12 protein-coding genes and 1 pseudogene are annotated in these 14116 nt (G+C 72.4%); 2 read left to right on the top strand and 11 right to left on the bottom strand.

The genetic code is table 11. The features are described 5' to 3' along the window. Positions 1–53: 53 nt before the first annotated feature. Positions 54–1331 (top strand): hypothetical protein, encoded by a 1278-nt coding sequence (locus AB5J73_RS27645; RefSeq protein WP_370961580.1) that lies wholly within the window; start codon positions 54–56, stop codon positions 1329–1331. Between the two features lie 14 nt (positions 1332–1345). Here the strand turns inward: AB5J73_RS27645 and AB5J73_RS27640 are convergent, their stop codons facing one another. The 5 genes and pseudogenes from AB5J73_RS27640 to AB5J73_RS27620 form a co-directional block, all read right to left on the bottom strand. Next, positions 1346–1597 carry a hypothetical protein gene (locus tag AB5J73_RS27640; RefSeq protein WP_370961579.1) on the bottom strand — a complete coding sequence of 84 codons (252 nt, stop codon included), beginning with the start codon at positions 1595–1597 and terminating at the stop codon, positions 1346–1348. A gap of 182 nt (positions 1598–1779) precedes the next feature. Continuing rightward, a complete protein-coding gene (locus tag AB5J73_RS27635; protein ID WP_370961578.1) occupies positions 1780–2640 on the bottom strand; it encodes an aminoglycoside phosphotransferase family protein in 861 nt (286 codons plus the stop codon). Positions 2641–2784: 144 nt separating this feature from the next. After that, positions 2785–3381 (bottom strand): annotated as a pseudogene (locus tag AB5J73_RS27630) (nitroreductase family protein). A gap of 14 nt (positions 3382–3395) precedes the next feature. After that, positions 3396–4772, bottom strand: a complete 1377-nt coding sequence (locus AB5J73_RS27625) for an MFS transporter (protein WP_370961577.1) — start codon at positions 4770–4772, stop codon at positions 3396–3398. Continuing rightward, positions 4769–5614, bottom strand: a complete 846-nt coding sequence (locus tag AB5J73_RS27620; protein ID WP_370961576.1) for an alpha/beta fold hydrolase — start codon at positions 5612–5614, stop codon at positions 4769–4771. Before AB5J73_RS27620 ends, AB5J73_RS27625 begins: the two co-directional genes overlap by 4 nt. Positions 5615–5690: 76 nt before the next feature. On the opposite strand from AB5J73_RS27620, the gene AB5J73_RS27615 reads away from it, so the two are divergent. After that, a complete protein-coding gene (locus tag AB5J73_RS27615; protein WP_370961575.1) occupies positions 5691–6641 on the top strand; it encodes a LysR family transcriptional regulator in 951 nt (316 codons plus the stop codon). Positions 6642–6817: 176 nt separating this feature from the next. Here the strand turns inward: AB5J73_RS27615 and AB5J73_RS27610 are convergent, their stop codons facing one another. The 6 genes from AB5J73_RS27610 to AB5J73_RS27585 all read right to left on the bottom strand — a co-directional run bounded on the left by AB5J73_RS27610 (position 6818) and on the right by AB5J73_RS27585 (position 14109). Continuing rightward, positions 6818–7831, bottom strand: a complete 1014-nt coding sequence (locus AB5J73_RS27610; RefSeq protein ID WP_370961574.1) for a hypothetical protein — start codon at positions 7829–7831, stop codon at positions 6818–6820. 1125 nt (positions 7832–8956) lie between these two features. Further along, positions 8957–10009 (bottom strand): MSMEG_0565 family glycosyltransferase, encoded by a 1053-nt coding sequence (locus tag AB5J73_RS27605; RefSeq protein ID WP_370961573.1) that lies wholly within the window; start codon positions 10007–10009, stop codon positions 8957–8959. Continuing rightward, a complete protein-coding gene (locus AB5J73_RS27600; protein WP_370961572.1) occupies positions 10009–10839 on the bottom strand; it encodes a carbon-nitrogen hydrolase family protein in 831 nt (276 codons plus the stop codon). The genes AB5J73_RS27605 and AB5J73_RS27600 overlap by 1 nt, the downstream gene beginning before the upstream one ends. After that, the gene (locus AB5J73_RS27595; RefSeq protein WP_370961571.1) at positions 10840–11670 is read right to left on the bottom strand and encodes a carbon-nitrogen hydrolase family protein; all 831 of its coding nucleotides are present in this window, start codon (positions 11668–11670) and stop codon (positions 10840–10842) included. Continuing rightward, on the bottom strand, positions 11667–13037 hold the full coding sequence (locus AB5J73_RS27590; protein WP_370961570.1) for an MSMEG_0567/sll0787 family protein: 1371 nt from the start codon (positions 13035–13037) through the stop codon (positions 11667–11669). The genes AB5J73_RS27595 and AB5J73_RS27590 overlap by 4 nt, the downstream gene beginning before the upstream one ends. A gap of 1 nt (position 13038) precedes the next feature. Further along, entirely contained in the window at positions 13039–14109 is a 1071-nt protein-coding gene (locus tag AB5J73_RS27585; protein WP_370961569.1) for an MSMEG_0568 family radical SAM protein, read from the bottom strand. Positions 14110–14116 lie beyond the last annotated feature (7 nt).

Raw genomic sequence — 14116 nt, 5'->3', positions numbered from 1 at the left:
TCCGCGGTCCCGCTCAGCATGTCGGACCGGATACGGTGTCCGGGGAGGGACAGATGACGCGAGCGAGCTTGCCCGTACTCACCGGCGTGGATCTGGGCAGCGAGTTCCGCTCCCTGGTCGACGCGATTTCCGTGGTGGTGCCGCCGCAGAGCGGCCGGGTCGAGGTGTTGCTCGACGGCCTGCCGGACTCCTCCGCGCGCCTGGATCTGGTGCGGCTGGCCGTGATCGTGGCGCTGGAGCGGACGGCCGCGAGCGTCACAACGCTGCCGGTCACCGCTTGCCACTGGAGCCGGATCGGCCGCGAGTGGCTGATCTCGCGGGAAGAGCCCGCACGCGGGTTCACCTTTCACGGTGGTGCGGAGCAGCCGAGCGAACGCACGGTGACCGTGGCCGACGGCGACGACGGGATCGTACGCGTCGCCGTGAACGGCGCGCGGATCGAAGTTTCCCCGCCGTCCGAACAGGAATGCGTCCGGTTGCTCGAATCCGGGGTCCGGGGCACGAGGCTGCGGTTCCCGATCTTCCCGAGCTCGGGCCCCTCGATGCTCGCCCGCGGCGACGGACCGCGCGAGCTGGTGCTGTGGCGGTGCGGCACACCGGCAGCCGAGTTCCGGCTGCCGGGCCCCGTGCTCGCCGCGATCCACGTGTCCCACTCCACCGGCAGCTCGCTGATCACGCTGATCGAAGCCGGGCAGGAGCTGGTCGTGCACGTCGAGGGCGACCAAGACCTCGACGTGCGCAAGCTCCGCGTGCCGATCGACTTCAGCGTCGCCGAGGAGGCCGGCCGCGACCTGTCGCCGCTTTACCTCGACATGGACGAGCCGTGGCGATTCGGCGTCTGCTTCCGCCGCGGGGGCACGTGGTGGAAGCTGCGCTGGGACAGCGGCCGGATCTCGCTCGCCCGGTCGGCCGCGGTCGTGCACCAGCCCGGTTTCGTGCCCTTCCACACCACCGTCGACGGTGCCGGCCAAGTGCTTCTCGGGCCGGACTTCTGGTACGCCGCCCAGCACGGACCCACGTGGCGGGCGTGGCGGCACGAACGACCCGACGCGTTCATCGCCGTCCCACCGGCCGAAGACGTACTGGGCATGACGACGATCGGCGACCGGCCGGCGCTGTTGACCCGCGAAGGAGCCGCCGTCCGCGCTCGGACGGCGGAAGACGTGCGCACGGTCGTCGAGTTCGCCGGACCGGTGACCCGCCATCACGAGCTGCCGTGGATCGCGGTGCAGCGCTCGCCACAGCTGATCGAGGTCCTGGACATCGCCACCGGGGCGGTCCTGCACCGCGTCGGCACCACCGGCGGCTCCGGCGATCCACAGCCCGGCTGAGACCGGACCCGTGGTCAAGCGAAGAGGCCACGGCCGGCCGCACTGGTCGCGAGGGTGCGGAATTCGCCGTTGTTCCGGGCTTGGGCGGGCTCGAACGACAGGTCGACCACGAAGCCGGTTTTTTCCGCGAGCAGCCAGAGCGCACCGGATTCCGCCAGGACGGATTTGTCCCCGATGTTCGGCGGCGTTGTCAGAACGAGGTTCAGGGACTGTTCTTTCTTGATTTTGATCATGGCGTCCAGCGGCACCTCGAAGAACGAGGCCACCGACTCGGGATCCGGCAGTTTTCAGGCGTGGAGCGGCTTCCGCTCTTGCGCCTGGCTCGGCACCTCCGGGCTCCCACCGGGAGACGACTCCGCGACCATGCGGGCGTCGGACCGTTCGTGGAAATGGATCTGCCCCGAGATGTCCCGGCCTTGCACGACGTTCTTCAGCCCCGTGAGCTTGTTCAACCATCGGCATCGAGCCGGCTCAATGCGGCGCCGACGAATGCGTCCCGGCGTCGGCCGAGAAGGCCGGCGTCGAGGTCTGATCTGCCCTGGTCGTGAAGCGCCGGCACGCAGAACGCCATGTCGGCCAACGTGCCGGACGCCGCGACGACGTCCCAGTAGGCGAGCCGTTCGGCCCGCCGGCCGGCGGCGCGCTGCCACCCCTTCCGGACCTGCTCGGCCGCGGGTAACCCGAACATCAGGGCCGCGTCGAAGCGGGCGCCGCCGAGGTCGATTCCCGGCGATCCGGCGCCCGCGCAGTCCCAGTCGACCAGGCCTGTGCAGCGGTCACCGGACCAGAGGGTGTTCCCGAACCACAGGTCACCGTGCACGAAGACCGTCGGGCCGGTGGGCGCGGAAAGCTGAGCCAGACGTTCTTCGGCAGCCGTCAGCAGCGCGGTGGTGCCCTTTTCCCGGCGTTGGGCGGCGAAGTCCACGTCCGAGATCGAGCGCGTCCGCCGCGGCAGAGCAGCACGGGGCGCCAACGGGACGGCTTGCAGTGCGGCTGCGGCGGCCCCCAAGCCCTCGAGCCGCTCGACGGAAGCGACCGAGGGGATCCGGCTGTGCCCGGGCAGGGCGGTGGTCAGCACCGCCAGCTCGCCTGCCACGGAACCGTCCAGATCCGTGGCGATCAGGCGGGCCGCAGGCAGCTGGTGGTCGTCGGCCACGCGCAATGCCGCGACCTCGGTGGCGAACCGGCCGCACTGGCCGGGGTCCGCGGGATCCCCGAGTCGCAGCACAGCCGCGTCGAGGCGGCCACCCGGTTCGAACGTCAGCAACCAGGGGTTGGCTCCCTGCCGCAGGCCGGTGGCGGTGGCCACGGGGGCACCGCCTCCGACCACGTCGCCCACCCAGCGCCGGACCTTCCCGGAAAGCTCGTGCACCGTGATCACACCCCCCGTGTCGCCCCTTGCCATCGAACGACCACGATGACACGAGCACCGCGGCGAGGAACCGAACCGGCGTCACCACCGGTCCCAGTGCAGGACCTCGTCGACCGGGACCCGGGCCGCCGGCCGGAAGTCCGTTCCGACGGTGTGCGCGACCGGGATCACCGCGGCCTGCATCACCGACTCGTGCGGAATGCCCAGCAGCGCGGCGACTTCCCGTTCGACCGGCATGTTCCCGGTCGTCCACACCGTGCCGAGGCCGTGCAGGCGCGCGGCGAGCATGAAGCTCCACACCGCGGGCAGCAGCGAACCCCACCGGCCCGCTTGACGATCCGCGCCGAGGCCGTCGGTGCGGCCCTCGATGCACGGCACCACCAACGCCGGCGCGCGGTGCAGGTTCTCCGCCAAGTGGCGCAGTCCGCTTCAGACCTTCTCCATCGAGCCCGCCTTCACGGCGGCGCGGCGCTGGTCGTCCGGGGACATCGGGGTGCCGTCCCGGCCGAGGCCGAGGCGCCAGAGCCGGGCCAGCGCGGCGCGGCGGTCCGGGTCGGTGACCACGACGAAGTGCCAGCCCTGGCGGTTGCGGCCGGTGGGCGCCTGCAGGGCCAGTTCCACGCACCGGCGCAGGACGGCCGGGTCGACGGGCCGGTCGAAGTCGAGCCGGTGCCGCACCGCGCGGGTGGTGCTCAGCAGTTCTTCGGCCGTGAGAGCGAGCTTGTCCACGACACACCTCCGGGGGTTTCCGCAGCGGGCTTCCGCAGGCGTGCCGTGGCCGCGGCCGCGAGCAGGAACACGACGGCCTCGTAGCCCATCGCCGCGTCCAGCGCCCCGGCGGCGTAGACGACCCCCGCCAGGGCCACGCCGAGCGTGCCGCCGAGCTGCTGCGCGGTCGGCAGCAACCCCGACACGGAACTGGCCACGGGCACCGGAACCCGGTTCAGGACCAGGGAAAACGCCGAGGCGGTGAAGATCCCGAACGCGAACCCGCCGGCTCCCAGCACCGTCCACAGCAGCGGCGCGGGCCCGGCCAGCGCCGGGATGAGGAGCAGCGACACCGCGGCCAGCCCGGCGGACGCGGCGGCGAGCGCCGCGGCGCCGAACCGGCGTGCCGCGGCCTCGGCGACCGCGCTGCCCAGCAGAGCACCGAGCGCGTACGGCGCGACGGTCAACGCGGTCACCAGCGGGTCGCGGTGCAGCGCGCCCTGCAGGTGCAAGGAAAGCAGCAGGCTGAACGACGGGATCCCGGCGTTGAAGAGGAACACCGCGCCGATGCCCCACCGGGTCCTCGACGCGGTCAGCGCTTCCGGCCGCACCAGGGGGTGCCGCACTCGCCGTTGTGCCACGGCGAAAGCGGCGAGCAGCCCCAGCCCGAGGGCCAGGCTCGCCCACGTCCACGCCGGCCAGCCCGCGTCCTGACCCACGGTCAGCGGCAGCACGAGCAGGATCAGCCCGGTCAACGACAGCGCGGCCCCGGCCGGATCCACCCGGCTCGCGTCCGCCGGGCCGCGCCCGACCGGCAGGATCCGGACCAGGGCCAGCGACACGATCCCCACCGGCACCGGCAGGGCGAGTGCCAGCCGCCAGCCCAGCCGGGCGGGGTCGAAGTGCAGCAGGACGCCGCAGCACAGCGGGCCGGCCAGCGACGCCACGGCCATCGTCGCCCCGTAGCGGCCCAGCACCCCGGCCCGGCGGTCCGCGGGCACCGCGGCCTGGATCAGCGACAGGATCTGCGGCGCGACCAGGCCGCTGCCGGCACCCTGCACCAGCCGGGCGACCACGAGGGTCCCGATGTCCGGCGCGGCGGCCGCGGCCAGCGACGCCAGCGTGAACACGGCCGTACCGGTGACGAACACCCGCCGGTAGCCGAACCGGTCGCCGAGCCGGGCCGCGGTGATCAGCGCGCAGGCATAGGTCAGCGTGTAGCCGACCAGCGCGAGCTGTCCCGCGCCCGAGCCGGCGGCGAGGTCGTGGCGGATGCGCGGGACGGCGAGCTGCATCACGGTGACGCTCATCAGCTGGACGAACGTCCCCGACAGCAGCACGGCTTGCGCGGCGGGCCTCATGCCTGCTTCGCGATCCGGCCGAGGAGTTCGGCGAGCTCGGCGGGGCGGGTCAGGAACGGCGAGTGCCCGCCGGGGAGGGAATGCACCGCGAACGGGCTCTCCGGGGTCAGGCGGTCCGCTTCGGCGATCATCAGGTCCTGGGTGGCGGGCGGCAGCGCCAGGTCGCCGGTCAGCCGGACGTAGCTGCGCGGCACCCGGCCCCACCGCCCGGCGGTCACCGGGAACGCCCCGGCGAGCGAGGCCACCGGTTCGTCGGGGTGCAGCGTCAGGCGCCAGCCCGGCCGGTCCGCGGGCCAGTCGGTCAGGAACGCCCGCCGGATGGCCTCGACTTCGGCGGGGTCGGGCGAGAGCGGGTTGATCCGGAAGGCGCCGAGGACGCCGGGGTCGCCGGTCCAGGGTGCGTGGGCGGCGCCGGCGTTGACCGGGTCGGCGACGTAGTCCCCGAACTGCGGCCGGCCGGCGGGGACGAACGCCGACAGGTAGACGACGTGGTCGACCAGGTCGGGGTGCCGTTCGACCGCGGCCGAAGCCGGGCCGCCGCCCGCGCTGTGCGCGACGAGGAGCACGCGGGCGAACCGCCGGCGCACCTCGGCGAGCTCGGCGATCAGCGCGTCGACGAGCACCTCGGTGGTCAGCCCGGCGAGCGCGGAGGGTTCGGTGGCGAGCCCGGGCTGGCCGGGCCGGAGGTAGCCGGAGGGCAGCGGCGCGGTCACGCCGTGCCCGGGCAGGTCCACGGCGACGCCGACGGCGCCCTGGGCGGCCAATGCCCGCTGGGTGGCGGCCCAGTGCAGCGAGGAGTGCCAGGCACCGTGAACGAGTACGTAAGCGGTGGGTTCGGTCATGAGGTCCACTCCACCGCGCCACAAGGAGGCTATCCACTTTCATATCTGAATCGACCTCGCGCGATATCCTGAACGTATGGAGTCCCGTCACCTCCGCTACGCCCTCGCGCTGGCCGAGCACCAGCACTTCGGCCGCGCCGCCGCGTCCCTCGGCATCGCCCAGCCGCCGCTGTCCACCCAGATCGCGGCCGTCGAACGCGAGGTCGGCGAGCGGCTGTTCGACCGCACGCCCCGCGGGGTGTTCCCGACCGCGGCCGGCACCGCGTTCCTGGCCCGGGCCCGGCGGGCGCTGGGCGAGATGACGGCCGCGGCGGTCGAGGCCGGCCGCGCGGGCCGCGGCGAAACGGGGCAGCTGCGCATGGGCTTCATCGGCTCGGCCCTGCTGGACCCGCTGCCCGGCGTGCTGGGCCGGTTCCGCAAGGCCCGCCCGGACGTCCGGCTCGACCTGCGGGAGCTGAGCAGCCCGGACGGGACGGCTGCCCTGGTCGCGGGCGAACTCGACGTCGCGGTCGGCCGCGGCGCCCCGCGCGGCGCGCACGTGGACGGCCTGGTGACCGTCCCCATCGGCGCCGACCACCTGGTCGCCGCCGTCGGCACCGCACACCCCTTCGCGGGCCGCTCGGAGATCCGGCTCGAACAGCTCGCGGCCGAGCGGCTGATCATGTCGGCGCCCGCGCAGGAACCCGCCGTGGCCGCGCGCCTGCGCGACCTGTTCGGCGCCGGCGCGGCCGCGCTGGACGCCGCCACGACGTCCCGCGACATCCACACGATCATCGGCCTGGCGGCGTGCGACGTCGGAGTCGGTCTCGGCCCGGCCCGGATGCGGCTGGTCACCCGCAAGGACGTCCGGTTCTGCGACATCACCCCGCGCGTCCGCCTCCCGGACCTGCAACTGTCCTTCCGCGCGGCCGACGACTCCCCGGTGCTCGCGGCGTTCCTGGACGTCGTCCGCGCAAACTGCGCCGAAGTCGGCTCCCGCCTCGACGACGTCCTCGCCCGCCGCGACGCCCGGTCGGTCAAGCCGTAGTCAGCTGCGCCGGCCGTTCTCCCCCATCCGGGTGTTCCCGATCGTCGGCCCCGGGGGCCGGAGAGCGAGATCGGGGACTCGCGTAGGGGGCCGAGCCCGGCTCCACCGCCCTGCCGACGGGCAGGTGGCGCTCTTCGCCCCAAGCACGCGAACGGGTTGAGCCGTTCCTTCGTCAGCTATTCACCAGAAGCTGCAAGAAGCTGGAACGGGCGAGGATCCACGCCACGGCTGCCGACCACTGCGGTGACATCACCGAATGCCGCCTGCCCGGAATCTTCCGGGTTCTGCCAACTCGGCGGGTTCGACATGCGAATCGTGTGGATTATCCTGCCGTCGTCAAGGAGAGCGCAGAGATGCAGATTGTCCTCCAGGTTCGCACATGCCACTCGAGTGACGGTTCCGGTGACACCCGAACTCACGGCTTGCATCACGTTGCCCCACTGCGCTTGCCAGACCGAGGTTGCCCGTATCGTGTGCCAGACGCCCCCTTCGGCCGCGACACAGACATGAAGCAGATTACCAATGCCTGCGACCGCAACATCGCCAATCCTTCCCGGGCTGTTGGGGTGCACCAGTCGAACATCACTGAACGGCTGCCAATTTTCCGGCCCACCGGACAACTGCAGCGTGTGCCACAGCTCGTTGTTGAAACCGGTAGCACAGAGGTGCAGGCGGCCAGAAACATCGTCAGCGGCCAATGCGAAGAACTGGTTCAGCACGAACGCGGAAAAACCACTCGCAACCTCGGTGAAGTGCTGCGGCCAGTCCGGCGGCTCGGAGGATCGGATCGCGTGGTTGATGGGCGAGCCCGCTGCCGGCACGACACCGCCACTGCCACCGCGGCGCTGGACCGGCGCAAAGACATGCAGATTCGTTCCGGCACCTGCGGTGGCCACGGCATCAGGCCGACCAGAGCCGAGACCAGCGGCGGAACCGACATCTCCCCAACCCGACTGCCACATCCCGCCCGGCTCGCGGAACGTATGAAGAATCCGGTCATCCGCGGTGAGGCCGCAGATGTGCACCGACCGGTCCACGGTAGCGCAATCGATCACGACGAACGCCGAACCGGGATCGCCGACGACGGCCGTGACGTCCGTCCACGCCGTCCAGGGATCACGTAGATAGCGGTTCCGGACAGCGTGGTAGACCCTGCCGTCCGCTCCCACACCGACCACGTTCAACGGCATCTCGAGCACCTCTCGCAGCGGTAGGCGGATCGCCGGGACCGGATGTCGGTGTCCTTGGGCGGCATGCCTTTCACCTGTGGGGTCGTGTTGACCACGCCGGCCGTTACCTGCGTCGCACGTCGGCGACCTCGGCCGGCGGCCCGGGCTGAGCATTGTCCGCGTCGACGAGCACGGCCGGCCCGACCTTGCACGAGACCACGTTTCCGCGCAGATACGGCTCCAGCCAGGGGACCGTCAGTGGTACCGGCCACAGTCACCCGTGTCCATCCTCTCGGATGGTGGCAGCGATGATCTTGATTCGATAACTTTGACGGGCCACCGAGAGGAAGTGGCATAGGCGTGGGCACAGGTGAAATATCGTGAAGTTTGCATCATTTCCTGCTCGGCCCCATCCCGCCTTGACGCGTCCACGAAGGCAGAACTGAGCCTTCGGCGGCTCGTCGGCCCACGGTGGGATCCCGGTTTGGAATGGGGTACTTTTGATCGCTGTCGTCGTTGCGGAAAGTCGAGAGCTCACGCGTGCGGGATTTTGCACCGTTCCGGCGAAATCTCGGAGTTGCCGACCAGCCGGGGACGAGGACCCGGTCCTGGATGCGGTGCGCGCAGGCGCAGGTCGCCAACGAAAAACTGCGGTTGCCGCAATGGGCGGCATGGATTGACCGGGCCGTTGTCGGCGATGGACTGACGAGCCGAGGGGAGCCGCGATCGGCGACAGGCGCAGCTCCCCCTCGGATTGCTCGGTCCGTCATTTTCGGGGGACGCACGGCCCCTGGAGCAGTCGTCCACCCAGCACAGTGGATCTCGGTCAACTTTCCCAGCAGCACGGTCGACGCACGGAAGTCATGGCAAAACGGGACAGAGACAAGGCCGAAGGGTTTGTAGTGCGACGAGACCGATGGGACGAAAACGCGAGCGCAGTGCCGGGGGAAACCGGCAGGGAGGTCTTGCCGGCAGGCGCCCGCCGTCGGTCACGCGTGAGCACCGTCAGCGGGCTCGGCGCGACGGTCGTCGCGACGTCAGCACTGAGCTACGTGCTGATAATCGGGGGCCCGTAGAGCAGGAGCTGTCGCGGCAAACGGCTGCGGCTGCCGCACGGGGGAACCGGCCCGATCCGAGTCTGGGCTGCTAACCGGCTTTCCCGCCCACGACGCGGTAGAAGCGCCGGTGCGCTTCGGCCGCCGCGGTCCAGGTGTAGCGGCGGGCCAGTGTCCGGCCCCGCGCCGGGTCGGTGCCCGCCATCGCGGCGCGCAGCTCGCGGGCGAAACCGGGCGGGTCGGTGGCGAACCGCGCCACCTCACCGAAGACCTCCCGCAGCACGGGCAGGTCGCGCGTCACCACCGGCACCCCGGCGGCGAGCGCTTCCATCGCCGCCAGCCCGAAGCCCTCCTTGGTCGACGGGAACGCGAACACCGCGGCCGACGCCATCAGCGACGGCAGTTCGTCGTGCGCGACCGGGCCCAGCACCTCCGGTTCGACGCCCAGCTCGGCGGCGCGCTTGTCCCAGCGCGTGCGGTAGTCGCGGTAGTCGAAGAGCGTCTCCCCGCCGGCGATCACCAGGCGGACAGCCGGGTCCGCCAGGAGGGCGTACGCCTCGAGCAGGTCCAGCGACCCCTTGCGCGGCTCGATCCCGCCCACGGCCAGGATGTACTTACCTCGACCCCGGTCCGGGCGGGCCGTCGCGAACCGGTCGTAGTCGACGCCGTTGGGGATGACCGCCGCCTCGATGCCCCAGCCGGCGCGGACTTCCGCCGCGACCGCGGCCGACACGCAGATGTGCGCGTACGGCCGGACGATGGCGCGTTCGTGGCAGGCCGCCAGTTCCGGGGTGGTGAAGGTGTCGAGGTGGTGGATCGTCCGGACGCAGCGGTCGACGGCGTTGGCGCTGATGCAGTCCTGCGCGTGCACGACGTCGTAGTCCCCCGGCGTGAACGCGGAACGCAGCACCGCGATCGACCGCAGGATCCGTTCCCCGACGCTCTCGCCGGGGACATCCGGAAAAGGGACGATCGAAAGCCGCACCCGCGGGTCGACCGGCCGGAAGAACCCCGCGTCGCCGCCGCGGCCGAGCGTCCACACCGTGACGTCCTCGCCCAGCTCGGCGAGGGCCTCGGCCAAGGCGAGCGTGTGCACCACGCCGCCGCGGGGTTTCGTGGAGTAGCTCAGCAGGGCGATGCGCATCAAGCCTCCCGGTACACCGACGGTTTCCGTTCCCCCAGGTGGTGCAGCACGCGGCGGGCGTTCGCCAGCTCCTGCGCGACGTCCAGCTCGGCCACCGCGATACCGGCCTTCGACCAGGTCCGCGCCAGGATCTCCCCACCCGGCCCGACCACCTTGGCCTGGCCGAGGAACCGCATCCCGCCCATCGCGCCGGTCTGGTTGGACGAGACGAGCACCACCTGGTTCTCCGCCGCCCGCGCCTGGTCGTAGAGGTCGAACAGCCGCGACTGCCGGTCCTGCGCCATCCGCGGCGCGCGGTTGGTGATGCTGGTCGGCCACGCGCTCAGGCAGGCGACGACGTCGGCGCCGTCGACCGCGAGCGAGCGGGCCGACTCGGGGAACGTCTTGTCGTAGTCGATCAGCATGCCCAGCCGCCCGACCGGGGTGTCGAACGCGGCGAACTCCGCACCGGGTGCGTAGGCGACCTGCTCCCCCGGCGGCTGGTGGACCTTGCGGTGCCGGCCGAGCACGCCGTCACCGGTGACGCACACCGCGGAGTTGTAGCGCCGCGGCCCGTCGGCCTCGCAGTAGCCCACGCAGACGACCATTTCCGCGGCGAGCGAGGCGATGGTCTTCAGCTGCGGGCAGTCCGGGTCGAGCGCGGGCGGCAGCGCGTCCGGGTCCGGATGGCGCAGGTCGGCGAGGTAGCCGCCGAGGGCCGAGTCCGGCAGCACCAGCAGCGCGACGCCGGACGAGCGCGCGTGGTCGATCAGCGTCGCGATGCGCTGCAGGTCGAAGTCGAGGTCGCGGCCGAAGTGCGCGGCAACGGCGGCGATGCGGATCTGCCCCATTCACGGGACACTAACCGGGTAGGCGTCGGGCCGTCTGTCCGCCAGGTGCCCCATCGACCGCCGGGCCGTGGCCAGCGCCCGCTGGACGTCGAGTTCGGCGATCGCCATGCCCTCGGCGACGCCCGTGTCGGCGAGCACTTCGCCGCCGGGTTCGACGACCTTGGCGCTCGCGACGAACCGCAGGTCGCCGAAAGTGCCGGACTGGTTGGCCGAGAGCCAGACGATCTGGTTCTCCAGGGCGCGGGCCCGGTCGAACAGATCGAAGCGGCGCTTCCAGCGGTCCTGCTCGAGATCGGGGGCCGCGTGGGTGCGGCTGCCGGGCCAGGCGCTCATGCAAACGACGATCTCGGCGCCGTCCAGCGCCAGGGCCCGCGCGGACTCGGGGAACGCCTTGTCGTAGCAGATCAGCATGCCCAGCCGCCCGACCGGCGTGTCGAACGCGGCGAACCCGCGGCCGGCGCCGTAGCTGGCGTTTTCGGCGAGGGGCTGGTGGACCTTGCGGTGGTGGCCGAGGACGCCGTCGCCGGAGACGCACACCGCGGAGTTGTAGCGGCGGCCGCCGGCGATCTCGCAGTACCCGGCCGTGACGACGAGATCGCCCGCAAGCGCGGCCAGCCGCCGCACCTCCGGACCGTCGACGGCCAGCGCGGGCGGTCCTTCGGCGCCGCCGTCGAGGTTGGCGAGGTACCCGCCGAGGGCCGCTTCCGGCAGCGCCAGCAGCCGCACCCCCTCCGCCTTCGCCTGCCCGATCAGCTTCTCGATGCGGGCGAAGTCCCCTTCGAGGTCGCGGTCGAACGGCGCCGCCACCGCGGCCATCCTGAGCGTGGTCATGAGTTCCCCAATCCGGTGACGCCGCCGTCGATGGCGGGCGTCGTTTCGCCGTCGGGCCAGCGCAGCGTGACGCCCGTGCCCGCGACCAGCTCGCCGCACTCCGCGGTGACCGCCGGGCCGGCCGGTGCCGACGCGCCGGTGGTGAGCATCGCGAAGCCGGGGAAGCAGGTCAGCCAGTCCCCTGTGGACGCTTCGCGAGGCCGTGGGACGCGTTCGACGTCCAGGACCGCACCGCAGCCGGACGCCTCGGCGAGCATGCCGAGGGTGCCCGCGATCCCCGCCATCGAGACGTCCTTGGCCGCGGCCGGTCTCGCCTTCGCCACCGAGCCGAGCAGTTCACGCAGCTCGGGCGTGCGCCGGAAGCTCGTCGAGTCCCATTGGCGGCCGGTGTAGCCGGGCCGCCAGCCGCCGCCGAGGTCGGCGGTGAGCCAGACGCGCTGTCCCGGTGTTCCGCCCCCGCCGGGCACCGGGTCGGTGGTCCGGCCCAGCGCCGTGACCGACAGCGAAGCCGGCACCCCGAACTGCGTGTGGCCGCCGAGCACCGGCACGCCGTACGCCTCGCTCGCCTTCCGCAGTCCACTCAGGACGCGGGCGGCGAACGACGCGTCCCGGGCGCCCAGCGCGTCGAGCAACCCGGTCGGCGTGGCCCCCATCGCGGCCAGGTCGTTGAGGTTGACCAGCACCGAGCACCAGCCCGCCCATTCCGGGTCGCGTTCGACCATGGCCGGGATGATCGCGTCGCAGGCGGCGACGACGTCAGTGCCGGGCAGCGGGACGCCGTCGTCGCCGACGAAGCCGGGCACGCCGGTCAGCCCGCGCAGCAGCGGGCCGAGCGCGGCCTTCGCCGACCGGGCCAGCGCGGCGATCCGGCCGATCGGCCACCGCATCAGCACGTGGTCGTGCCCGGCGACGGTGACCGGCCGCACCCGTTGCCAGCCGAGCCGGGCAAACAGCTTTTCGGTGCGGGTCTGCACGGTCGCTTCGAACCGCAGGGCCCCTTCGGCTTCAGCCCGCGCGCAAGCGGCGCGGACCAGTGCCGAGCCGATCCCGGCCGGCGAACCGGGCGCGACGACCAAGCGCCCGCCCCGCCACCAGCCGAGGTCCGGGCCGTCCGTGGCCGGGCCGAGCCGGACCCCGCCGAGCACGTCTCCGGCGGCGTTCCGCGCGACCAGCACGATCGTGCGCGGGTCGGTGTCGTGGTCGTCGAGGTCGTGCCCGGAGAAAAGCCCTTGCCGCGCCACGAAAGCGTCGTGGCGCAGCGCGCGGTAGGCCGTCAGTCCACTGTGGTCGGCGGGCTCGAGGTGGAACGCCGGGCGGGCCGCGACGCTGCGGACGTCACCCAGCAGCGCGAGGATGTCGTGGTCCACGTCAGCCTCCCGCCGCGCTGAGCAGCCCGCACGCGCCGCACGCGGCACAGCCCGCGCCCTGGTCCGCCCCGGTCATCCCGGCCGCCCGCAGCAACGCCGCGATCCGGCTCGTGACGTCGGCGACCAGCGACGGCGGAGGGGCCGTGACCCCGTCCCGCCGGGCCAGCGTGCCGGCCATCGGCCGCATCGGCACGGCGAACGGGTAGACGCCCATGCCGATCAGCCGGCCGGCGCCCTCGACGAGCTCGTCCGGGTCCTCGCCGAGCCCGATCAGCAGGTACGTCGAGACGCGGTTGCGCCCGAACACCCGGACCGCTTCCGCCCACGCGGCTTCGTACTCCGCCATGGGCACCGTGGACTTGCCGGGCATCCAGCGCCGCCGGACGTCGTCGTCGAGGGACTCGACGTGGATGCCGATCGACGTCGCTCCGGCGTCGCGCAGCTCGGTGAGCACGGCGAGGTCGCCCGGCGGCTCGATCTGCACCTGGACGGGCAGGCCCGGCACGGCGTCGAGCACCGCCCGGACGCACCGGACGAGGTGCCGCGCCCCGCGGTCGGGCCCGGCCGTGGTGCCGGTGGTCAGCACCATCTGCCGGACACCGTCGAGGCGCACCGCCGCTTCGGCGACCTCGGCGAGCTGCGCCGGCGTCTTGGCGGCCACCGTGGACCCGGCCCGCAGCGACTCCTCGATGGTGCAGAACCGGCACCGCTGGTCCTCGGCGTACCGGATGCAGGTTTGCACGGCGGTCGTCGCGAGGACGTCCTTGCCGTGCAGCAGCGCGATCTTCCGGTACGGGATACCGTCCGAAGTGGACAGTTCGTAGAACCGCGGCCGGGCCACCGGTGTCACGCTCAGGCCGAGATCGACCGTTCCCCGGTGGATCCGGCCGTCCCGGACCTCGTAGGGGCTGTCGGGGTTCAGCGGCAGCGTGGCGTTGGCACCGTCGACGACCAGGTGGCCGTCGTCGCTCGGCCCGGCGCCCTTGCTGCGCTGCACGGGTGCGTCCATCCGCACCCCGCGGACGGCGATGTCGGCGCGGGTGTCCAGTTCTTCATCGATGCCAACGCGCACGGACCGC

It is taken from the genome of Amycolatopsis sp. cg9 (genome assembly GCF_041346945.1).
Classification (GTDB): Bacteria; Actinomycetota; Actinomycetes; order Mycobacteriales; family Pseudonocardiaceae; genus Amycolatopsis.
The sequence above is the reverse complement of the archived record's forward strand: the minus strand, read 5'-3'. Positions and strand labels throughout refer to the sequence as shown.

What these genes read in the sequence shown, in the direction of transcription:
- AB5J73_RS27645 (WP_370961580.1), top strand. Translation starts at nt 54, where the DNA reads ATGACGCGAGCGAGCTTGCCCGTACTCACCGGCGTGGATCTGGGCAGC.
- AB5J73_RS27625 (WP_370961577.1), bottom strand. Translation starts at nt 4,772, where the DNA reads ATGAGGCCCGCCGCGCAAGCCGTGCTGCTGTCGGGGACGTTCGTCCAG.
- AB5J73_RS27620 (WP_370961576.1), bottom strand. Translation starts at nt 5,614, where the DNA reads ATGACCGAACCCACCGCTTACGTACTCGTTCACGGTGCCTGGCACTCC.
- AB5J73_RS27615 (WP_370961575.1), top strand. Translation starts at nt 5,691, where the DNA reads ATGGAGTCCCGTCACCTCCGCTACGCCCTCGCGCTGGCCGAGCACCAG.
- AB5J73_RS27610 (WP_370961574.1), bottom strand. Translation starts at nt 7,831, where the DNA reads ATGCCGTTGAACGTGGTCGGTGTGGGAGCGGACGGCAGGGTCTACCAC.
- AB5J73_RS27605 (WP_370961573.1), bottom strand. Translation starts at nt 10,009, where the DNA reads ATGCGCATCGCCCTGCTGAGCTACTCCACGAAACCCCGCGGCGGCGTG.
- AB5J73_RS27600 (WP_370961572.1), bottom strand. Translation starts at nt 10,839, where the DNA reads ATGGGGCAGATCCGCATCGCCGCCGTTGCCGCGCACTTCGGCCGCGAC.
- AB5J73_RS27595 (WP_370961571.1), bottom strand. Translation starts at nt 11,670, where the DNA reads ATGACCACGCTCAGGATGGCCGCGGTGGCGGCGCCGTTCGACCGCGAC.